This window comes from Paraburkholderia caledonica, assembly GCF_000383275.1.
Taxonomy (GTDB): Bacteria; Pseudomonadota; Gammaproteobacteria; order Burkholderiales; family Burkholderiaceae; genus Paraburkholderia; species Paraburkholderia caledonica.
The window spans coordinates 36,424-58,593 of the sequence record NZ_KB911051.1 but is presented as its reverse complement, the minus strand read 5'-3'; the positions used below and the strand labels follow the sequence as shown (position 1 = coordinate 58,593).

Below are 22,170 nucleotides of genomic sequence, written 5' to 3'. Positions count from 1 at the left end.
TGAAGGCTCCGGTTAGCGGCCCCGCACCGTCGTCATCAGGCGCAAGTGGGTCATGTAGCCGCGCACACCGACTGGATGGAACTTGCGCAGGAAGCGGGTGGTTTCCTCGTCCACGTCGGACTGATCACGCACGCCGTTCCAGACCAGGAAGTCGAAGTGATCCATCACCTTGTCGAACTTCAGCAGAAGCGAGAGAACGCGCATGGAGAAACGCGAGTAGGCTTCGACCTGGATATCGAGCGAAGGCTTCGTGACCGTCGGCGCGAACACAATGTCGCCCTGCTCCTTCATTCTGCCCTCCGTCTTCTCGCGGAAGCCGGCCGCTACGTTCAGTTGCTCTTCGACGTAGGATTCGAGTTCGCCGACCTGTTTTTCAAACCAGGCGGTGACGGTGCCAAGATCTTCGGTGCCGAAGGTGGATCGCCCGAAGCGCTGCAGGTTGATGCTCATGCGGTTCAGATACGGCCACCACTGCTCGAACAGCGGTTTGAGACGGGTATGGTTCAGCCGCACGGTAGCCTGCACGACGGCAGCGCCGGACAACTGCCTGTTCATCAGCTCGCGGCCGATTTCCCGGCGGCGCTGCACGATCGCAACGCGCTCTGCCGGCGAGAGTTCGCGAAACAGCTTTCGCGTACGGGCGACCTGTTCGCGCTTTTCCGCGGCCTCCGAATCGCTGATCATCCCTTCCTTCTGAAGGGTGTTTGCAGCTTCCTCCATCTGCTGGAGTTCGGCCTCGATTTCACCGCCGTCCGCGCCGTCGGTAACCAGGCTCGCCGGCCCGACCGGGGTAGCGTCTCCCGCGGCCGCGTTAACTCCCGCTGGCTTTTCAACAGGTTCAGTGGCGGCGTCTGGCTTCGATTCTTCGGTGATGGCGCTCATATTTGTGTCCCTTGGTAAGTGCACGCGCCCGCGCGCGGCATGGACTCTATTGTTCGCGCGGTAACCGTTGATCGCCGGGTAAAACGTGGTCGATTTCTAGCCGCTTTCGCGTCAGGTCATCGTTGGACGGCTTCGTAGAGACGAACGGGAACGCAGCGCGCACTTTGCACAACGGTGTTCGAAGGGGCCTGCGGTATGCGAGGGAGTTCGTGGTCGGCGTGTAACCGACTGACGAGTGCGAAAGCGAAGGAGGGTCGAGACAGGAACTGATGGGCGCAAAAACACGTCTCGGACGAGCCGGCTCACGGTCTTAACTGGGAAAGCTACAGAAAACCGTATAGCTTTCCCCGGTCGTTCTACTGATACGACGAGGCCGCTTTCCACAAAAGCGCGCCCAGGATCGCGGCGACCGCAATCCAGCACTGCGCGTAGATCGGAACCGGCAGGACGAGTACGGCGAACGAGACGCCGAATACGAGCAGGATGCCGTGCCCGGCCAGATGGAACGACAGAGGGCTCGCGAAGCCCGCGGCCGATGCCTTGATCTTGCGGCGGACCGTACCGTCGACGAAGGCGGCGACGCAAAAGACGAGCGTGCCGAGAATGAACAGCTTCATCACGGTCGCGCGATACACAACGCGGTAGATCTCCAGCCAGAAGTTGTGCACCCAGGCCTGTGCGAGGTCCGACATGCCACCATCACTGATTTCTCCGCTGCCGGCCGCGTTCATGGTGGACCGCACGAGACCGCTCTGCACAAACCAGCGCCTGAAACGGGCGTTGGTCAGCGTTACGGCCTCGTCAGCCCGGTCGGCTCCTACTATGGAGACAACGGAATTCACCTCTTCGTCCTTGATCGAAAACATTGAACGGTCGGGTATCGCAGGCATGACCAGTACCGCTATCAGCGGCACGAAGAAGAACCACCACTTTATGTGGGATACAAAGCGGCTACTGGCCATAGGTGTGGACACCCCATTCCAGCAGGTTCGTGACGATCCTCGCGAGAATGTAGATCGGGAACGCGACGAGCCCGCTTAGCCCCAGCCAGAAATGCAGGGGGCGACGCGTGACGAACAGGGCCAGCGCGTAGACCATCGCGCCGCTGCCCCTGGAAAATTCAGCGGGCCTCGGCGCGTCGACCTCGTCCTGTGCTCTCGCGGTGGACATCGCGCGCCGCGCGACGTCCGGCTCAACCCGCGACAGCTTCGCTATCAGGAAAAGTGTGGGCGACATCATAGTCCTCGAAATAGAGCCTGAAATGCTCGCCGGTCAGTGCGCGAGCCGCTAGCTGGAAAGCAGCGGAACGCTGCGTGATGGACTCCGGGCATTGCTCGTCGACCATTTCGGTGCCGAGCGCCACGTGCCGCGCCTCGAACTGCGTGACCGGCTCCAGCATCGGCGGCCAGACGTGGTAGCGCTCGCCGTCGCGTGCGACGTACCGGCGCGCGTAAAGCAGATGCGCGCCCGCGAACAGTCCCTGCATGAATGCGACATGCGGATTCCCCGTCTTTCGCGTCCGTTTGTACGCCGCGAGGCCACTGTCCAGCATCTCCTTGACGAGCGGCTCCGACTCGCCGATGAACTTCTCCCCGATGAAATCGGCCACACGTGCGCAGGCGAGCTCAAGCTCCGGCGCCACCGTGAATACCGTGATGAGGCGGGACGACAGCTTGTAGTCGCGGATGATTTTTTTGAATACGGCAGACATGCGTTTGGTTAGCCTTGAAGGATTGGAATACGTCCCTGATACACAGCTGCGCCCGAGATGCGCATGAAGTACTGCAGGTTCGGAAGTTTATGTATCAGACCAGTGGGAATCAGAGGAGCCTTCTCCAGTTGTAGCGAACGGGAAACCCCGCCGGTGAATTCACCGATGTGAGCCTCACTGCCGGTGCTCGTGCTGCCAGTGATCGTCATGTTCCGAATGGCGGTTTCACCGACCTTGTCCGAGAACCACTGCGCCGTATCACTGTCCTCCAAGCGTAGAATGATTTGGTTATTCAAATTACCCAAAACCTGCAACATCTTCGCTGCATTTCCAAGGCGAGCCTCCAGGTCCGCCCGTGCCTGAAAGGCGACGAACGCCTTGAAGCCGGCGCCCCGACCCTTGTTCAATATCTGGATCACCTGTTCGTTGATCGCCTCCGCGATTTCATCGATGATGAGGACCACCTCCGGTGGCGAATCGTAGAAGTTATAGATCGAGCCACACACTGCCGCCACGTCGGAAAGGATCATCGATGCGATCGCCTTCTGGACGATGTTGTTCGACAGCGAATCCAGGCCCATATAGAGGACGGCCTTCTGCTTGATGATCTTGTCGATGTCCCAGATCTCGCGCTCGTCGTCGAAGTCGTCGGCCTTCGGCGCGAGCATCAATCCGGTCTCGCCGGTGGCGAGCATCTGCAGCAGAGGAAGGGCCGACGCAATGATGCGCATGTAGTGCTCGCGGTCGTGCACGTGCGTCGCAATCAAACCGTCGATCGCTTCATGACCGCGCTCATGCGCCGCAAACCGCGCGGTGTACAGCGCGATCATGGCGTCGATCGGCCCGGCACCGTTGTTGCGCGCACCCTGGCGAGTCGTTTCCGTTGCGACCTGCTCTTCCCAGTCCGATAGCCCCTGCTCCACGAAAAAGCGCCTCAGGCTTTTCTCAAGCAGCGTGGTGATGCCCGACTGCGCATACTTCAGGATGGAGCGCAAAGTCGGCTTGTCGCCGATATACAGTTCGCCCTTCACGGCGCGGTCGATGAACAGGAACGCAAAGTCGCGGAATGGCCCCTCCTCCATCAACTGCGCGATCCGGCTCGGAATTTCCGAGGGCTGCGACCAGTTCTCGATCGGGTTCAGGCGGATCTGCGCCGGCGCGGGGACCGGGTCCGGCTCTCGCGTGATACCGATGGCTTCATGCAACGACTGCGCTTGGGCCATGGGTGAAGGGGCCGTGCGCCGTGGCGATGGGTCCACGGATCCGGCTCCCCCTACAACTTCCCTCGACTGCATGGGAGTTGACACGACGGCCGCCCCGGACGTCGAAGGCGATGCAGACGGCTCCTCGATGGTCGCGTCCCCCGATGCCGACGCCTGCGGAGCACCTTGCGATACTGAGCTCCCGGCAGACGGTGACGGTGACGGGGACGGTGACGGGGACGGGGACGGTGACGGGGACGGGGACGGGGACGGCGAAGCTGGCGTGTGCGCTGGCGCGACAACGGGCTGCAGCTCGGCAGCAACCTGTACCGCCGACGGAACGGTATAGTTCACCGGCGCGAACACGCCGCGCTGCGCCTTCCTGTCCGACTCGTCCGCAACGTTGACGGCCTCACGCACCACCTTGTGCAAAAGCGTCTCGATACCTTGCGGCTGTGGAACCGGATTGATCGCGCCGAACGTCTCCGCGAGCACTTCGCCATCGAGCCCGGCAAGCAGCTGTGAACCGATCAGCACCTGCGCAAGCATGCCCGTGCGCATCCGCTCGACAGGCAACGGAGCCGGTCGGACCACGATCCGGTAAGGCGAATTTCCAAGCCACGCCTCAAGGCCGCCGTGAATCGACGGATTCCACTCCACCCGGTCAGTGTCGCGCAGGATCTGGAAATGCCGGTAGGGCTCATCCAGCCTCGAACACGTTGCGCAGAGGAATACCGCGTAGTTGTACTGCGGCTCTATCCGCCTGCGCTGTTCCGAAGGCAGGTTCGTACCGAACTTGCGCCCGCTGGCGAGCCGCATCGCGAAGAAGGCCGTTTCGATGGTGCAGCGAAACGCCCCGCCGGCGTCATGGTAAAGCTGGGGGCTAAGCGGGAGCGTGGAGAACCACGTCGCACAACCGCGCAGTACCGAGAGCCATTTGCGGTCGAACTCAGTCCTGTTCGGCTCGTTGGCGCACTGCGTGATCAGGTCAATACGACGCTGGTGCTGTTCCAGCAATGCTGCCGCGCCGGTTGCCGTGGGCCCGCTCATGGCATCAGCCCTCCGGTAAGCGCCCGGCCGACCTTGCCGACCATCGCGCCGCTCGCGTTCGCGCCACCGCCAAACATACCCGCGATCTTAGGAATCTCGAACGACACCAGGAACACGAAGATGGCGAGGTCGAACACGTAGCCACTTGCCCCGGTAGTCGTCAAGCCTTTACCGGCGGCATCCTGAACCGCCTCAATCAGGCTATGAGTCACGAGGCGCATCAGGATCGCGGCAACGACGACATACATGCCAGCGCTAATCATGAAGTCAAGCCACGTCTTGAAGTAGCCCCGCGTGAAAGACGAGAAGCCAAGAGCGAACGCAATCTGACCCATGACAACGCCGCACGCGAACTGCAGCTGGCCGAGGTTGATAAAGAAAACGAATACGACGGCGGTAACAGACAGGACAAGCCATGCGAACAGCAGCGGCACCACCGCGATAAGCACCCCGAAAATCGCGGTCCATCCGGCGCCGGAAAAGGCCTTCACGACCGCATCGAGGATCTGCCCCGCCGCATTGCCAATGATACTGAGCGAGCTCGACATGTCGGCGCCGCTGATGGTGTTCGCCAGCGTGAGGAACCATTTGTAAAACCCCGGCCCGAACTGCGAAAACTCGATATAGAACGATGCAAAAATTCCGAGGATGCCGACCTCTTCGAAGACTGCCAGCCATGCCATAACCGGGTCTTTCGTCGCCGCAAAGCGAACCGCGGCCAGCACGAGCGTGATAACGCCAAGCCCTCCTGCGAACTTGTCCGCTTCGGGCTTGATCTGCTCGCTGATTGCCACGGCTGTGTTCATCACCGACGAGAACAGCGCTGTGATCCGGTCCATCGCCTGCTTGCTGCCTGCTGCAAACTCCCCCGGCTTGACATACGAACTCGCATTTGTCGTCGCAGTGCTGCCCGACGAGTTGCCGGGGACGACCGTGCCGTCGGGAAGTACCTGAGGATCATCGGCGAATGCCGCCGCCGGCGCGCAGAGCAGCAGCACAGGAAGCAATATGGCGGCGATGATGCGCCTGAATTCATGCCACATGGTCGGGCCCGTCCGTCCTAGAATCCGTAAGCCGCACGCTCGGCTTCCTGCTGCTCGAGGAACGCCTTCGCGGATGCCGCCTTGTTCTTGTCATCCGCGTTAGACGCCGATTCCTGCTGTGCCTCTTTCTGCTGCTTTCCCGCAGCCAGTTGGAGCATGTCGCTCATCTGACTTGAGACGATGTCGAGGTAATGCGTGGTCAGTTCCGCGGTTGCCTGGGCGGTCGGAGTCAGCGCCATCTGGGACTGCAGATCCTGGCGGCGTTTAGCGAGCGTCTGGATATGCGTCATCACGCTGTTGCCCGTCTGCAGAAGCTGCGTCGCCTGTTTGTCGCGCTGGTTGTAGAGCGAAGCCATGTCGGCAAACCACTGGGCATTTGACTTGCCCGATCGCGAGATCAGCGACTGGACATGGTTCAGCCATTGACCGCCGTCCTGAAGGTCGCCATAGAGATCCGTTGCGGTGCTGGCAAGCTTTTTGTACTTGTCGATGTCGCCCGTGATCTGGTCGTACTGCGCTTTCATCGCGGTGGGATCGAGGTTGGTCGCCTGCAGAATCTGGTTTGCCATCATCTGGTACTGGTAGGCGATGTTGCTGTCCTGGTAGACCTCGGTCTTGATCGCCTTCAAGGCCGTAATCGTGTTCTGGATCAGGTTGGTCGGATCGATGACCGTCAACTGCGCATAAGCGGCCTGTGAAGCGAAAAACGTCAGGCCGGCGGTCGCGGCCAGGCGTACAAATCGTTTTTTCATGGTTGGTCCCCTTCGGGTCAGTCGAGTGTCATCATTTCTGCGAGGTAATTCTGTTTCCAGTTCTGCGCACCGGACTTGAAGTGCTTGTCCAACACCGCCTGTGCGCGCCCATCTGACCGAAGCACAGCGAGCGTTTCTTTCGGGAAGCTCGCCTGCAGCATTCGGGTCTGGGTCGGCGTCACCCATAGGTAGTCGCGGTTCGGAACCGCGTTAGCCACCATGTCTATCTGGCTCATCGTGAGACCGAACTTGTCGCGGTAGAGATGAAGGTTGTTCCTCGCATCCGGGTTCGGCAGATAGAGGATGTTCGGGATGTTTTCCTTCAACACCTCAAAGTCGGCGATTCGCGCGACCTGGGCGAGCGACTGTGTCGCCATCATCAAGGTTGCGTTCAGCTTCCGGATGGTCACAGCCCACACTTCCAGCCGCTTGTAGAAGCGCTCGTTCTGGAAGAAGAATCCGGCCTCCTCCACCTCGATTACGGTGTAGCGCTTGCCATCGAGCCACTGCGCGATCCGGTAGAACGCGTAGTCCATGAAGAGCGCGGCCGCGACCGGGAAATTGTTGAACAGGTCACCCATCTCGATCGAGATATCGTCCGACAGTTCGAAAGCGTCTTCGGCGTGGTCAAAAAACCGGCCGTTCTTCTCGCCCTGTGTCCACACAGCGAGCCGGTCGCGCAACTCAATGGAAAGCAGCGTATTGAGGAACGACAGCGTCCACAGTTCGGGGCCGTAGCCGTCCCCGAGCGTCACCACCGCCTCAAAGATCTCCCGCTCCTGCAGCTTCGTGCAGCGGAACGTGTCGTCCTCGATCGCCATCTGTACCCACTCAGCGACGTACGGATAGTGTTTCTTGTCGTGCAGCAGGGACAGGGGATTGACCGACGTGGCCGCCTCAAAACGCCCAGTCGCGTCGATGAAGCGCCCGCCGGCGAGCACGGTCGGAATACGCGTGGAGCGGTCCTTGTCGAAGCGAACGCGCCGTGCACCGTGGCGTCCAGTCTGCGACATGAGGAAGTTGAGCATGACCGATTTGCCCATGCCGATTGGGCCCAGCACGAGCAGATGGGATGCGCCCCCCGGGATATGCAGGTTCACGCGTTGCAGAGTCTTGTGACGCGTCGGAAGCATGGTGAGCGGGCCTGTGCGCCGGCCGGACTGCTGTGTCAGCCATGCGTTCACGTCGCTGCCTTCGGCCACGCTGCGAACCGGAGCAATGTCCGACACCGTCGCGGTCTCGACAAACTGCAACCGCCGCTGCTGGTCCCATCGGCCGGGCATGGTGGAGGCCCATGCCGCAAAGAGATTGTCCCGCTCTATGATGACGCCGAAGCCGGCGTTACCGATCCGACCTACGACCTCACGAGTCGCGTCCTCGCATTCCTGGACAGTGTTGCCGTAGACCACCACCGACACATTGGCGAAACCGAATTGCTGGCCTTCGGCCTGTATCTTCGCGAGAGCGTTTTCCGCCTCTTCGGCGAGGGTCTCCCGTCCCTTGTCGTTCTTCTGTTCTTCCTTTGCAAAATACGCCTTGACCATCGCCCACGGGTTGAACGCGGCCATCTTGTAGAACTTGCGGATCGTGTCGACGTACCCGCTCGCCTTGCTCGTATCAAGGAAGCGGAACATCACGCAAACGTCCAGCTCCGCATCGACCTCGCCTAACACGTCAAGCGCCGCCTCCTGGAATCCCATCCATTCCTTGACGGCCACGATCTTGGCAAAGCGCTTTCCGTACGCCGATTCGAACATCAGCATTTCGGCGCCGATCGTGATCTCGCTCTCGGTCAGGTGAGAGTCGAGCATCGTCACCGGATAATCGGTTGCTTAGCGTGGCGCATGACCGAGCTTACGCTCTGCCATCTGCTTGCCGAGAGCCGGCCGCGAACTTCCGGTACGTCGAACAGCGGCACCGCCCACTCCAGGTCATAGCGGAATGGCTGCTCCATCGCGCGGTAATCATCCATGACCACCGCGGGGACGTCTTCATTGCGAAGCAGAGCATAGGCGACATGAACCTCATGGCGGCCGTTCACCTGCCCGCCCGTCACGGGCGGACCACCCGCGCCGAAGCCAAAGCGTGCGGTTGCCGATTCGTGGAACAACGACGACAGGCTGAAAAATTGTCGTGCGTCTCGCGCGGCCGCTTTTTCTGCGTCAATCTGATCGGTCGTCAGGAAGGTGTGCGGTGCGCGCGCCAACTCGAAGAGGCCGAACAGTCCGTCCCAGTGCGTCGGGCGAATCTGCCACGGACGGGCTTGCTCGCCGTAGGCGGACAGCCAGAACGCGTGCACTTCGCCGAATAGCCGGTTGACAATCTCGGCGGCCGAACCGGCACATCGGATCGCCAGCGTGCCGTTGTATCGCGTCACGCTCGCCGGAAGGCCGTCGCTGAACAACGATATCGACGATGTTTCCGTGTCCTTCACGCGCTCGTTAGCGAACAGGGCGATGATGCCCGCGAGCGTTGCGACGGTGAATGTCTCATTCGGAATGGACAGTGTGTACATTGATGTTGGCTCCGCAAATGAAAAAGGGCCAACGTCTCCGATGGGATGTTGGCCCATCGGGGAAAAAAATTGAGGTTCTTCAGTCGATATCGAGCAGGCGCGACACCACCGCCGCTATCGACCACGCCTGCGAGCGCGATAGCGACTTTATGCGGATGAGCGGAACGCTCTTCCACAACTGGGACTCGCCATCCGTGACCAACTCGATCACGTCGACGCCGATGATCCAGCCTTCGGAGTTGCCGCGCCCGACCGCGAGGCTCACGCGCCGCGTTGACTGCTCGACAGGCCACGGCGCGGACGGCCCAAGGCCAAACCTGTCAGGACAATCTTCGTCGATGAAGTTTGCGTGAGTCACCCACTCCGGTTCAATCTCGGTACGGCGCAACGCACGTGAAATCTGTTTGACAACGCTGCCGACGGTCGCGCCGACCGTATCGAACGGGGCGGCCGCCAGCGCGACCGGCAAATCAAGTGTTTCGGACATAAAGGGCCATAAAAAGCAAAAAGGCCACACCCGAAGGTGCAGCCTTTGATAGATGGCGGGGCAGAACTCCGCCCCGATTGCTATGCGGTGCCTAGCGCGAGGAACCGTGAAAATGGCGTTCCCGCTTGGCCTTCCGCGCATTGTGCTCCATGAGGGAACTCAGCCCGCACATGGCAACTGCTACGCCGATCACCAGAAAACTGATATCCATACCTATTCTCCTTTGATGGCAATCATGCCCTGAACGAAAGTTAGCACAAAAGCGCCAACCAGACTTGCCTCGAGCTTAATGTCAGCGAAAGTCCAAACTGACGTCGAATGCCACACCCCGACTGCGCCAAGGAAAGCCGCAGCGGAAAGAGTGTGTAAGAAGCGGCCAATCTGCTGGCGTTGGTCCTTCGTGGGCATTGAAAACGGTTGAATGGCGATTGCGATAAGGCTCCGGTTGCTGCCGTCGTCCGTGGAGGCGCCGATGGCAAAAGTACCGTCGGTCCTGCTATCCAACTGTACGTTCGCGCCATCAATGACAGCCGATGCGACCGGCGGTGCTTCGCTGACGCAAAATTCGCGAAGCACTGCCTGCAGGCGTTCGGACGGATAGACGTGCCCGGGATCGGCCAGATAACTTGCACGATCCGTGATGCTCATTCCCGACGGATATTCGATACGGATCTCGATGATCTCCATATGCCCTCCTATCGGCGTTCGCTGTCAAGGCCGCCGGCGAGCCGAAGACCGCCAAGCAGCGAGTCGTAGCCCTCGCGGGATGACAGCTGCTCCAGAGACACCGCATTATCGCCACCACCTGATAGGTCCAGGCGGCCGCGACGGGTACGGAACGAAACAGAAACCTTCTCACGCGTCGGCGCGTCTGTGACTTCCAGCATGAGAGCCAGAGTGCGCAGAGTGACGCGGCAGCCGCGACCGCGACGAGCCGGTTCGGCGACAATCTCGTGATCGCCGGCACGCAAACGTAGATCCCGCGCGACGCGGCGCAACATCCGCGTCGCATGATCGGTGACTGCGGCGTCCGTTGCCGCGCCCGCGCTGCGGCGGTCGGCAAAAAACACCTTGGGAAGTTTCAACATACGAACCTCAAAAAAAAGCGAGGCGCCCTTTGGGGACGCCTCGCAATGAAGAGACAGACCAGCGAATGCCGGCCCGAGAAGTAAGGAGACAGGATCAGTGCGTAACGCGCAGACCCGAGTTGGTGGAAATGAGGAGAACGCGATCGCCCGGCGCAAACTGCTGATCGTCGGGTTGAGCCACAACCACATCGCGCCCTGTGCTCGTGTGCACGATGATTTCGAGGCCTGCGTGATGCGAAAGAACCTGCGAAACCTTCTGCGTGATGAAGCCGGATGCGGCTCCGGACAAGGCGCCGGCGATGTAGCGACCGGTGCCGTTGCCAATCGTGCGCGAGCCAAGGAAAGCCCCGACACCAGCGCTGATGAGCGACGTCAGCCCGGAGTTGTCCTGGCTGGCTTCGATCGTGATTGCGCGAGTGCGGAGAACCGTTCCCTGTTCAAGGGAACCCGCGTGCTGAACGTCATACCGCTGGTACGTATTCGGCGAACCGAAGTCGATACCTGCGCAAGCGGAAAGCATGGAAGCGAGAACGAGACTGACGATGATCTTGAACATTTGATTGCCTCAACGAAATGAAGGGGCAGCCTCCGCGTCTCTCCGTGATAGCGGCCTGTGCTTCGTCGTCAAGCATCGGGGGCTGGAGCCAGCCCTTACTGACGAGCAGCCCGGCCAGCGCAACATCGCGCTCATCCACGGCCACGGTGATCCCACTCTCGGGGTTGCTGCCTACCGGTTGGCCAACCAGATGCGCGGCCCACGATCCAAAGGCGGAAAGCCCGCAATAGAACACGGGTTCGGCTGCGTTATTATCGATTTCCACGGCTCCGTCATCGACGTACAGCGTGAGCGCCGCCCACTGATTCGGCTCGTAGTTGATAGCTTTGGCGGTATCGCCCTTTTGCGACACCGTACTCAATGTCGAGCGCAGCCAGATCTCGAAGGCATCGAGTAGCGGAGGAGCCAGCTCCCACCATGTCGCCGGTAACCGGCTCGAGGCCATTCTTAAGCGCCTTCGCGCGTAACGAAGGGAGGACCCGGACGGCGCTCTGCACGAGAGGCACATTTCCTTCACGCCGAGTGAACAGGAGCGTATTGATCTGACGGGGCGATCAACGACTTTGACGCACGAGCGCCACATGTCAGCCCTACGTTTCAACGGTTCTTTTACCGCCCATCTGGTGCTGATGCACCTTCTCCCTTCCCACCCTGCTAGACAGTTTCGCCTCGCTACTTGCGGCATTTCGGCGAGCGACAGGCCCGGGTCTTGTCGGACGTTCGGCGTATGCGGTCGTTGGCCGGCATATCCATATCAGGGCCTTAGCCTTGCGATCGTTAATCGGTTGAGCTCAGTACCATCAACCGCTTTTTAGAGCGAGACTGCGCGCCCTCACGGCAGACGCGAGGTCGGCGGTGAACAAGCCACTTCTACGGCGCTAGGTCCACGATTGGGTCAGCGCCCTTTGCCGGTCTTTGATTTATGAAACACAAATCCGGCGAAGCCGTCTTTGAGATCGGGGTATTTCTGGACCAACGCTTCCGAGAGTTCCGTGCTGGGGTCGATCCCTAAGCGCCGCAGCGTCAGTTTTCCCGCCGGGGTCCCTTTGTACGTCCGTCGCCAGTCGTCCCGCTGTTTAGCTGTGGCCGCTTCATACGCCTCCCACCCTCGGCGAAGCTCCTCCACCATTCGATCTTGTGCGTCGACGTCTTGAGCAGCAACTCGCAAAGCGATACGTGTTTGAACCTGCTGGTTCTGTTCCAACTCCCATCTTTCTGTCTGCGCAAGTTTCTCCTGTATCTGAACCATCTGGCGCTCTGCGTCTGAAACGATCCACTGTTCCTTCAGCGCCTTCATAAAAAACCCAGCTGGGCTTTTCGAGATGTTGCCGAGTTTAAGGCTGAAACGGGTGCGCTCAATGGCCTGCTCAAGACGCTCGTCGGTATATTGGTCGCGGTCCGCCGCTATCTGATTCAGTTGAGCGCTAGACAGCCCAAACTCCTGCTTCAGGGTCCTATACAGCGCCTGAGCTTGCTCATGGGTGTGCAAGACGCGCTCGGCCAGATCTTTTCTTTCGAGCCGAAACCGTAGGCGACCGATCTTGCGAGACCCTGATTCGTTGCGGGTCTCGAACGAGATCCTCAGATCTGAAACTTCGTTGATCTGCTCCACAGCTGGTGTCAGCCAGTCCCGCTTGAAGTATTTGAACTCCTGCGCCTTCGCGCCCATCGTGCCCTGCCATGAGCGCAACTCTGCTAGGTCAAACCAGTCAGTGACCCCGTCATCAGCGTACGGCAACAGGTGATCGTACATGACCCTAGCGTAGCTGAGCGTGAATAGCGAAGTTATGCGCAAGCTCAGCCAGTGAGACTTGCCCGGGCCTCTTATAATGCCGATGAGGTCTGGCGGGACCCGGAACTGGAAGCGCCCACCCTGATAGGAAATTCGCCCTATCAGTTGCACCGATCCGAAGGGCTTATCTCCGTCCGCATCCGGCGTGGTGGTGGCTTGAATTAGAGCTCGTTGTGCCTCGGTGATGACCTGCTCGAGGTGTGCGTTGTTTCGGCTCGAATACCGCATCAGCCATTTGAAATAGTCCAACTCCACGTCGTAAAGATCGCGAGGTTGTTCTTCTTGCGCAACAATGAAATACGCCGCGTCTATTAGACGGCGCGCGGCTACGCCGAGGTCGATGATACGAATAAGGACGTTCTTTCGTGCGAATCCAATATCCGTAGCCGCGGAGTTGAGTGGCAGATCTTGGGCGTTTGCATCTTCGAATAAGGCCAATGCCAGCTGCTTGGACGTGGTCACGTGCCCTGCTGTCGCCATGCGGCCTCCCTTTCGTGTCCATGGTTCCGACCGTCCGGTACCCTACCGGCGCAGAGGTGCCCTGTCAACACAGACCACCTCACCTTGCTACGAACACGTCACAAAACGCCTCACCTAGCGCCGGTCGGTGCACATTTCCTCTCACCTCGACCTGATCGAGAACCTCACCATCGCATGCGTTCAACCTCACTTCGAGTACCAAAGTACCTCACTTCACTGCTCAATTCACAGCACTTTGAGCACATAACGCCTCACCTTGTTGCAATAACCCATTGATTTGGAAGAGTAAGGATATTTACTGTTTGTAGTGGGTTTGTTTTTGTCTATTGAAATACTAACGACAACGCGACAGCAGAGGTGATCAGGTGCGTAGCATCGGTTAGGCGATGGGTAATACGCGAGCAACCCGCGAACAATGCCACTTGCAGTGCATTTGCGCCCTACTAACGGGAAAGGAGTAGGTGCAGGGGTGACGCCAACGGTGAGGTGAATTGTGCACGTGAAAGGAAAGCCGCACGATTTCGAGCCTTTTTTCGGCTTCAATGGTGAGGGATTTTGTGATGCTTGAAGGGTTCCGCTGGTCGGCACGTCAAGGAGCGGTTCACGCCAACATGAAGGAAGTCGGCTTAGGTGACTGAATCTACGGATGTTTTATTTCGCTCGGGTAGTAGCTGCGGCTTGCGATTCGGTAGCAATTCTTCGGCACTGACGGTATTCTACGCTTCGACAATGCGTCCCTATGAAACCGTAGAATCATGCGGCGAGTGTGAAGAAGAAGCTCACCTACAGCCCAAAGGAAAGACTGAATGAAACTGAGTGAGTTGCCCGGCATTGACCGAAGTGTGAAGCTTTCCGACCTCGGGGAGTTTGCTGAACGGCTGTCGGTAATGACCAACGAACTGCGCGACCAGATCTTGGCGCCCCGGCCGAGAAAAACGCCTCCCGTGTTCACAATTGGAGAGTTGTCGGAATTGTGTGGAATCGATCGTCAGAAGATCAACTATCTGGCGACAAAGGATCGTGGCGATTTACCACCGGGCGAAGTACAAGGCACCGGGCGCGCTCGGATTTTTTCCCTCAAAGACGTACGCACTTGGGTGCAGCAGGTATCCGATATCTATCAGACTCCGTTGGTCACAGGTACTCGTGAGCATAGAGGACGGGTGCTGATAACGGCGAACTTCAAGGGAGGCTCCTGCAAAACCACGACAACAATGTGCATCGCGCAAGGCCTCAGCCTGCGAGGCCGAAGGGTGTTGGTGATTGACCTGGACCCCCAGGCGTCACTTTCAGAGCTCTGTGGTCTATATGCGGAAAAGGACGTCACATGGGAGGATACTGTTCTTCCCTACATCTACGACCCGACGATCGAGGGAGGACTTGCTACCAAGGTTCAGAGCACTTACTGGGACGGACTCGACGTCATCCCAGCGCACAATTATCTGCATGACGCAGAGTTTCATCTTCCTACCGCGCAGAAAAGCAATCCGGGGTTCGAGTTCTGGTCCGTTTTACGGAAAGGAATAGAGCCGCTGCGATCGCAGTATGACTACATAGTCCTGGACACTGCCCCATCGCTTTCCTATATGACGCTGAACGGCCTGATGGCTGCCGACTCGATGGTGATGCCCCTAGTCCCTGAAAGCCTTGATTTTATTTCGTCGGTGTCTTTCTGGTCGCTGTTCGCCGAGGTAGCGAACGGGTTCGTTGAACATGAAGTCGATAAGACGTATGACTTTGTGTCTGTTCTCCTTTCGCGCGTGGACTACGGTACAACGTCGTCGGCGCCGGTGGTGCGCTCGTGGGCGCAACGCGCATACGGAGATTGGTTGCAGACAACAGAGGTACCTGCGAGTTCTGTCATGAGCAACGGCGCGTTGGCGTTCTCCACCGTGTTCGACTTGTCACGGGCCGATTCTGTGGCCAAAACCCTTGCACGAGTGAAGTCCCCTCTGATGGATTATTGCAAGTGGATCGACGACCAATATGTAGCTCAATGGAGGGCCGGACAATGAGCAGTTTACGCGACCGCATGATGAGCAAAACAGCTGACGTCCGGGCGGCAAAAGACATCACCATCGAACCGCAAGAGAAACCGTCTAGCCCCCGTACTGCGCCGGGGATGGCGGGCGCTCTAGCCGCTGCACAGCAGCGAATAGTTGAGCTGGAAAAGTCCGGATCGCCTTCGGAGTTGCCGGTCAAGGACATCGTCCCAAATCCTTGGCAGCCGAGGCAGGTGTTCAACGAGGCCAAGCTCGGTCAACTCGCCGAATCAATACGAGAAGCAGGGCTAGTCCAGCCCATTGTGGTGCGTCGCGCCGGATCAGGTTATCAAATCGTTGCCGGCGAGCGACGCTGGCGGGCGCATCGAATGATCGGGAAGGAGGTAATCAAGGTCGTCGTCATTGAGCTATCGGACGAAGAGATGGCAATGTTGGCTTTGGTTGAAAACGTTGCTAGAGAGGACCTGTCGGACTATGAAGTGGCGCGTTCCATACGGCGCGCGGAAAAGGAATTTCCGAATAGAAAGCGCATGGCCGAGGCTCTGGGGATGTCCCGCTCTGAACTGTACCGATTCTTGGCGTTTGGAGAGCTGCCCGATTTTGTCATTGAAGACCTTGATGTGCAGCCGCGCCTGATCGGGTCACACGCCGCAGAGGCTGTTGTATCGGTGCTTCGAGATAAGAATTCGCGAGCATTTGAAATCGCGAGAAACTTGTGGAGAAAGGTGGTCAGCGGGGAACTCGATCAGACGAAACTCGCGCGAGCGCTCAAAGCAGCCATTGAAGGAGATGGTTCGGAAGTCGCATCTGTCAGTGATCGCAGCATCGAGAAGATTTTCTCTGGCAAGAACCAAGCTGGCTCCATCACTAAGGACGCGGTCGGCTTTACCGTAAAAATTAAAGCGGGGATGTTGTCTCACGAGAAGGAGCGCCGCATCCGAACCCTGATCACCGAATTGTTTTCGAGTAGTCAAAACGACACTAACTGAAATGGCTTGTTTTCAGCTGAAACCTTAGGACCTATCCTTACCGTGTGTCCCCAATGGGGACACGAACGGCCCCCTTTACGGCCAGCGCCACGCGGCGTGCTCACTATGCCCCGCCCGACCCACCGCGCGGCCAACTGGCAAGCCGTTCCCGGGGCCTCTCGGATGTCCTAAAAGCTAAGCATGGGCATGCGTATCCTCCTCAGGAGGCACTCCCTGCCTGCGCGGGACTCACCAACAGATTCCATAGAACAGCGTCGCTCTCGCGACACGCTCGGGCAGGTTCATTACCAACGCGCGGTGGTGTGCGTTGCAGATGTTTCGTAACGGCCGTCAGGCATGCCGCTCCCCTCCCGCGGTTCAGTGACGGAATGCGCACCCTCTTCTTGCGGCGCGACCTCGCCTACCCCAGACTGCTGGCAATGTGAGTGGAGCTCGGAGCGTCGAGTCTGGTCCACTGCGGTCGAGCCCCGTTGCGCACGAGGTCCGTTGGGAGTTCGTGTCCCCAATGGGGACACGGCCCGTCTCCTTATAAGATGCGAGCGAGGCTTATATACTGAATTTGCGCGTGGGTTTGCCATGCGCTGACGCGGCACTTAGCTATCAGGATGAGGGGCTGCCAAGGTGCCTTCGTTCAGACCGGCGAGCGCGCGGCTCGCAACGGCGCGCTAGCAAAACCCAAAGCAGTTCGGTCTGTAAGAGAGTAGTGGAGTGGCAACCCCGCTGTTTTCGGGACTTCGCGATCAACAGGCGACAGATGGCGCGCAAAGAAGGGGGCACATCGCCGCCGCGGGTTGTCCCGCCGCCACGCTTGCGGCCGAGGCCGAGGCGACGCACGCGACAGTCATTTGTGCTCTTTGAAAAAGATTCTCGCGCCGCAGCATCCGTTGCCTCTCCGCTCGTACGTAAATCGTTGTGGTCTGCGGGGAAGAGTGTCCTCAAATGCGTTAGGCGACATCGGGCGATAGTCCCTCTGCGAACGCGTGTCAGACGTGTGTCTGAGCGCGTGAGGCGACCTCCCAACCAGAATCTTCATTTCCTCGGCCGTGAACCCTAGCTTGCCCGCAATGAGACGTTTCATTGCCCATTTCGTCCATCGAATTCTTTGGGTTGGGTGATAGGAGAGAGCAGTATCTTCCTAGTGCTTTTTTAACGCCCGTTCTGTTGGCGGGAAGATGAGAGGGCTAATAGCGGTCCCTCGGTACCCCCGTCAAGGACGAGGCCGCGACCACGCCGATGCGCCCTCGACGCAACAACGGTAGGGGGACTGACAGGTACGGGGGTTGCCGATTCCGCAATCTCGGCGCCTCCAGATGCCATACAGTCTGCCCATCGTCGCCTAAAGAGACTGACGAGAGGCGTTCGCCGCGGGCACACACAAGCTCTTCGCGTCGCAAACCAGAATTGCCGCCGCGCAACAGGACAACGCGCACGGCGCGCCAGTAGCTCGTCTGCTGTTTCACACCGGGTGTGGACGAAAGAGCGGACTTTGCCCCAAAGGGTAGGCGGCAACGTGTGATTGATCTGCATGTCGTCGGCGCGTTGGGCGCCGACCGGATCGCTCACGCCGTGCCATGGATTTTCCCCTCAATACCGGGCGGCAACCACCCTTGTGAAGGCTGCGCGCAACGTGCAGACCGCTTACCTCTGACCTCCCAAATGCGCTCCGCCCCGAACAGCCGCCAGTGACCGCTCTTGCGGGAAGCTGTCGGATCGACGAAAGAGGGAGCGGGAGACGCGAGGAAGTCCTTGGTACGTTTCGCAGTCGTCGACCAGCAACGAATTGAGCGCCCTTTCTGCGAACTGATAATGACCCACAACATGAAACTTCCCGGTTGCTTTGTGTAGGCGCGGAGGGTCTTCAGCTGTTCCTGGAAACGATGAAGACACGCTCATACAGCCCAAGATCGCGGCGTACGGTGATGCGGCGAAGGCGGCGCACGGCTTTGCCCCTATGCACCAGAAAGGGCATCTTCGATGATCTCGCATTCAAGGGGCGCCAGAGCCGCGGCTGATGCGTCAACGGAGGGCGGTTGATCGGACGTCGCTGTCGATGGACCATCGTTCGTGGCATCTGCTCGATCCGTTTGCCGGAGTCTTCATGCTGACGCGACCACGAGAGCAACGTGGCGGGCGGCGCCCACGCCAATTCGCGGCATGGTCATCCACCAACTCCCGCCCCTCGCGTTGCAAGAGTCGACCAGATCGCCAACCGACGCGATACCTTGCTCTTTCAATCGTTTGGCGACGAGAGGCCTGAACCACATGCCGACCCCATGGCCGGCGTGTGGCAGGCAATGCCTCAACCCAACGCTGCCTAGGCGCGCACCTTCCCTCGTCCTCCGGGAAAAAGAAGCCGCGCGATTGTGGCGGCCGGCACGCGCTGCACGAAGGCACGTAATGCGAGGAAGCGTCTACATGTGTAAGCCCGCGTTCGGGCGGGTCCGGGTCATTGATTGGCATCGCCTCGCCCTCAGGAAGCGCGGAGGAATTTTCAGAGTTGAGTCGGCCACGTAGGCCGAACTTGCACCCTAGGAGCGGACTGCCCCAGCATCTTCGCGAAGCTGCCGGCAGTTGCCACTGGTTTTCTCCCCGGAGCGCCTATTTGCTGCGGCGTAGACCAAGGTACGCGTTGCTCGAAAAGAAGCCTAGAGCTACGTTCATCAGTTAGGACCGCAAAATATTGTGCGTTTTCCAGGCCGGACGGTGCAGTTCACTCGTGAAACAAGGTATGCGCCGTCGCGCGGGCGCCAACGCACTGTTTCCAAACGTTTATTTGGGGCCGTTTCAGAATTGTTTCACGAGGATTTGGGCGGTGCCGTAGCGGCAACCTGATCTGCCGGGGACAATTTGACGTCCCGAAGCACGCTGAGTCCACAGTTGACCGGGTCTGTAGTAATTAATACGTTTATTGTTGTATTCTTTACGAAGAGACGCGCAGTGCCGATAACACCAGTTATCAACACTGGAGGCGGCAACATCACGGGTTAGTTTCTGCCCGCAGTCGCGTTCCCCACCTGCCCGCCCCATCTTTGCATTTCGCATCGAATGGAAGCCTGACGCCAACTGCGGTTGCGGGGCGGCGGACCAATAGGGTAGGGTGGCGGCATCGCAAACCTGGGAAAAGGAACCAAACATGAACAAGCAGGAACTGGTGGACGCCGTCGCCGCCGCAACGGGACAGAGCAAGGCGGCCGCGTCGCAGGCGGTCGACGCCTTCATCGGGACCGTGACGAAGGCGGTCACGACAGGGGACGCCGTTCAGCTGGTCGGCTTTGGCTCTTTTTCGACCGGGGCACGCGCTGCGCGCGTGGGGCGGAACCCCTCCACCGGCGCCGAAATACAGATCCCGGCTGCGAAGACCGTCAAGTTCACCGCGGGCAAGGCGTTCAAGGATGCGGTCAACGCGCGGTGACAAGGTCGGGCGCGCTGGACCTTCATGCGGTCTACAGCGCGACATCGCGCACGAGAACGAGTCAACGCGAGACGGCCGCTGGCACCTGGACGAAAATGAAGGGAATGAAAGTTGAGGCTTTCATACCCTTCACTTCTGGGACAGAAGCTTTCTAAGAGGCAGTAGGCGCGCCGGAAGAGCGTTGCACGCTGGTTCTGCAGATCCCCGTCGCTGCGTTCGAGGGCGGTCAGTTATCGTCCGACCGGGGCGGAAGGTGCTCATGCGGAGCGGGCTCGGCGGCGTCGGCGTCGGGAACGTGGCCGTCCGAAGAGACGGGCTGCGTGCTGGGTGGCGCTTCGCCCGTCGCGCCGGGCGATGGCCGTGCGGGATCGGGGACGGTATCGGAGGAAGGATCGGTGGACATCTTGGGCTCCTAACGTAACGGCGGCGTCTTTAGCAATATAGGCGGCGCAGCGGCGAAGCGGGAGAAGGCAGCAGAACTGGCCGACGGTGAAGGGGCGGATAGTTGCAGCTATCCGCCCCTTCGTTTCTGGACATCCGTTGATAAAACTTAAATGTCCCAGGCGCTAGCCACGAAAAATAGGTCGGGAGGGGCGCCGCGGGCACGAAATTGTGCACCGCGTATGCCACAACCTGTCGGTCGCGGCGATAATTCGGCACCACGCTATTCCGTCAACTATGTCGACGTTACGTCCGAACCAGCTCGTCATTAAAGCCGGGGCATTGCCGCCTTCCCTGATGGTTCGTCATTTCAAGCCGGACGAATGGGAGGAATTCATCGAGCGCAGTGCCCTGCAGCGCGAGGTGAATTCTTGCAGGTACAGTCAGGTCAAGCGGTTCGGCGGCCCGGGAGACGCAGGGCGCGACGTCGAGGCGCGACTTACGCATGTGCTGACGGCAGACTTGTGGGATCTGTACCAAGCCAAGCACTACAAGGCGCCGTTGACGCCCGGCGAGTTCTTTCCAGAACTCGCCAAGTTTTTTCGTCATCTCCAAGCAGGGACCTATCCGGTGCCGCGCCGATATTTCGTGTGTTCACCGCAGAATGCCGGTCCGGACTTGCACGACCTCATTGCCAGCCCGGCAAAGCTCAAGCACCGGTTCCTTACGGACTGGGCTGGCGGCAAGACCGGAATGAAAAGTCTCGCGAGCTACCTGACCCCGGACGTTCGGGCGGTGGTTAACTCGTTCGATTTTGCTCGGATAGAAGAGTGTCTGCTGCGCGACCTGCTTGGCTGGCACGCGGTGGATCATGCGACGCATTGCCGGATCTTTCATATAGAGGCCGAACGGGGGGATGATCCGGCGATGCCGGCGCTGCCAACGGAGGACGAACAGGTCTACGTGGAGGAGCTTGTCGCGGTGTACGCCGAACAGGGCTGCGCGGCACGCACTGTCAACGGGATCATGCTGACGGAATACGCCGACCACTTCACCGATTGCCGGATGGAGTTCTATTGTGCTGAAGGTCTTAAACGGTTCAGCCGCGATCTGTTCGAAGAGGACGAGTTCGCGAAGTTGCTCGATATGGTGCTGAAAGGAGTGCGTACTGCCGTATCAAGCCCCCGGAATAAGGCCGGTCAGGACCGGCTGGATGCGGCGGTCAATCGCGCGTCGTCGCTTGCGCTGACGGATAGCGCATTGCACGGTCGACTACGTGGCGGCGATCTTCCGGGTACCTGCCATCATCTGGTCAACGAGAAGAAACTAAGGTGGATCAAATGACGCATGCGAAGGATACGCGCGTGTTCAACTCGCCGTTCGAACTTGGTTTTCGCATGGTTTATCTGCTGAGTGCGTTACGCCCGGCGGGCGCCGACCTGCAGAAGCTAATCCTGCTCGACTACGCCGTCGTGTATTCGGGCGACCTTGGCGGTCCGGAAAGCCTGCACACACCGGTCCCTTTCCGCGGTAGCGAATTGCTCAGCCGTCGCACGCTAATCGAACAGGGGTTGCATCTTATGAGTAGTCGGGGACTGGTGAGCGTGCTGATGGACGAAGAGGGGATCACATATATTGCCGGGCCTGCGGCCCTGTCACTCGTTGGCTCTGTGACTGCGCAGTACTTCATGCGGTTGCGCCGACGTTGCGCATGGGTAGCGAGCCGATTTGGCCACATAGACACTGATGCGCTAACCCGGGAGTTTACCGACCAGGGCCATCGCTGGGGCGCGGAACTGGAAGGATTCACACTCGAGCGGAGTTAGC

General features: G+C 59.4%; 19 protein-coding genes and 2 pseudogenes. 5 read left to right on the top strand and 16 right to left on the bottom strand.

All coding sequences use genetic code 11. From position 1 onward, the window contains the following. Positions 1-12: 12 nt before the first annotated feature. The 15 genes and pseudogenes from H281_RS0131675 to H281_RS0131600 form a co-directional block, all read right to left on the bottom strand. Positions 13-882, bottom strand: coding sequence for a hypothetical protein (locus tag H281_RS0131675; protein WP_020071147.1), 870 nt, complete (start codon positions 880-882; stop codon positions 13-15). A gap of 356 nt (positions 883-1,238) precedes the next feature. Then, positions 1,239-1,844 (bottom strand): DUF4400 domain-containing protein, encoded by a 606-nt coding sequence (locus H281_RS0131670; protein ID WP_027805117.1) that lies wholly within the window; start codon positions 1,842-1,844, stop codon positions 1,239-1,241. Next, a complete protein-coding gene (locus H281_RS0131665) occupies positions 1,834-2,118 on the bottom strand; it encodes a hypothetical protein (RefSeq protein ID WP_027805116.1) in 285 nt (94 codons plus the stop codon). The genes H281_RS0131670 and H281_RS0131665 overlap by 11 nt, the downstream gene beginning before the upstream one ends. Next, complete coding sequence (locus tag H281_RS0131660) at positions 2,075-2,593, bottom strand: hypothetical protein (RefSeq protein ID WP_020071144.1); 519 nt, start codon at positions 2,591-2,593, stop codon at positions 2,075-2,077. Before H281_RS0131660 ends, H281_RS0131665 begins: the two co-directional genes overlap by 44 nt. Before the next feature lie 8 nt (positions 2,594-2,601). Further along, complete coding sequence (gene traD, locus H281_RS37390) at positions 2,602-4,845, bottom strand: conjugative transfer system coupling protein TraD (RefSeq protein ID WP_241077935.1); 2,244 nt, start codon at positions 4,843-4,845, stop codon at positions 2,602-2,604. Further along, a complete protein-coding gene (locus tag H281_RS0131650) occupies positions 4,842-5,888 on the bottom strand; it encodes a type IV secretion system protein (RefSeq protein ID WP_020071143.1) in 1,047 nt (348 codons plus the stop codon). The genes traD and H281_RS0131650 overlap by 4 nt, the downstream gene beginning before the upstream one ends. A gap of 17 nt (positions 5,889-5,905) precedes the next feature. Next, positions 5,906-6,640: a type VI secretion protein gene (locus tag H281_RS0131645; protein WP_020071142.1), complete on the bottom strand. Its 735-nt coding sequence runs from the start codon at positions 6,638-6,640 to the stop codon at positions 5,906-5,908. Positions 6,641-6,657: 17 nt separating this feature from the next. Beyond that, positions 6,658-8,463 (bottom strand): annotated as a pseudogene (locus tag H281_RS35090) (VirB4 family type IV secretion system protein); the annotation flags it as partial. Continuing rightward, positions 8,454-9,155, bottom strand: coding sequence for a hypothetical protein (locus tag H281_RS35085; protein ID WP_020071140.1), 702 nt, complete (start codon positions 9,153-9,155; stop codon positions 8,454-8,456). The pseudogene H281_RS35090 and the gene H281_RS35085, both read right to left, overlap by 10 nt. A 79-nt stretch (positions 9,156-9,234) precedes the next feature. After that, on the bottom strand, positions 9,235-9,642 hold the full coding sequence (locus H281_RS0131630) for a hypothetical protein (protein ID WP_020071139.1): 408 nt from the start codon (positions 9,640-9,642) through the stop codon (positions 9,235-9,237). Positions 9,643-9,855: 213 nt separating this feature from the next. Next, complete coding sequence (locus H281_RS0131620; RefSeq protein ID WP_020071137.1) at positions 9,856-10,329, bottom strand: hypothetical protein; 474 nt, start codon at positions 10,327-10,329, stop codon at positions 9,856-9,858. Positions 10,330-10,337: 8 nt separating this feature from the next. Beyond that, positions 10,338-10,730 (bottom strand): hypothetical protein, encoded by a 393-nt coding sequence (locus tag H281_RS0131615; protein WP_020071136.1) that lies wholly within the window; start codon positions 10,728-10,730, stop codon positions 10,338-10,340. Positions 10,731-10,824: 94 nt separating this feature from the next. Beyond that, positions 10,825-11,286 (bottom strand): outer membrane lipoprotein, encoded by a 462-nt coding sequence (locus tag H281_RS0131610; RefSeq protein WP_020071135.1) that lies wholly within the window; start codon positions 11,284-11,286, stop codon positions 10,825-10,827. Between the two features lie 238 nt (positions 11,287-11,524). Then, a pseudogene (locus H281_RS37750) lies at positions 11,525-11,807 on the bottom strand (IS66 family transposase); the annotation flags it as partial. A 374-nt stretch (positions 11,808-12,181) separates the two neighbouring features. Further along, positions 12,182-13,558 (bottom strand): replication initiation protein, encoded by a 1,377-nt coding sequence (locus H281_RS0131600; protein ID WP_020071133.1) that lies wholly within the window; start codon positions 13,556-13,558, stop codon positions 12,182-12,184. An 806-nt stretch (positions 13,559-14,364) separates the two neighbouring features. Between H281_RS0131600 and H281_RS0131595 the strand changes: the two genes are divergently transcribed. Both H281_RS0131595 and H281_RS0131590 read left to right on the top strand, forming a co-directional pair. Further along, entirely contained in the window at positions 14,365-15,573 is a 1,209-nt protein-coding gene (locus tag H281_RS0131595) for a ParA family protein (protein ID WP_020071132.1), read from the top strand. Then, positions 15,570-16,550: a ParB/RepB/Spo0J family partition protein gene (locus H281_RS0131590; RefSeq protein WP_020071131.1), complete on the top strand. Its 981-nt coding sequence runs from the start codon at positions 15,570-15,572 to the stop codon at positions 16,548-16,550. Before H281_RS0131595 ends, H281_RS0131590 begins: the two co-directional genes overlap by 4 nt. 2,096 nt (positions 16,551-18,646) lie before the next feature. Here H281_RS0131590 and H281_RS37700 read toward each other — a convergent pair. Beyond that, positions 18,647-18,853, bottom strand: a complete 207-nt coding sequence (locus H281_RS37700; RefSeq protein WP_408735251.1) for a phage integrase family protein — start codon at positions 18,851-18,853, stop codon at positions 18,647-18,649. Positions 18,854-19,683: 830 nt separating this feature from the next. Here H281_RS37700 and H281_RS0131580 point away from each other — a divergent pair. The 3 genes from H281_RS0131580 to H281_RS0131570 all read left to right on the top strand — a co-directional run bounded on the left by H281_RS0131580 (position 19,684) and on the right by H281_RS0131570 (position 22,169). After that, complete coding sequence (locus H281_RS0131580) at positions 19,684-19,962, top strand: HU family DNA-binding protein (protein WP_020071129.1); 279 nt, start codon at positions 19,684-19,686, stop codon at positions 19,960-19,962. A 678-nt stretch (positions 19,963-20,640) separates the two neighbouring features. Further along, on the top strand, positions 20,641-21,687 hold the full coding sequence (locus tag H281_RS0131575) for an ABC-three component system protein (protein WP_020071128.1): 1,047 nt from the start codon (positions 20,641-20,643) through the stop codon (positions 21,685-21,687). After that, complete coding sequence (locus H281_RS0131570; RefSeq protein ID WP_020071127.1) at positions 21,684-22,169, top strand: ABC-three component system middle component 2; 486 nt, start codon at positions 21,684-21,686, stop codon at positions 22,167-22,169. Before H281_RS0131575 ends, H281_RS0131570 begins: the two co-directional genes overlap by 4 nt. The last annotated feature ends 1 nt before the right edge of the window (position 22,170 follow it).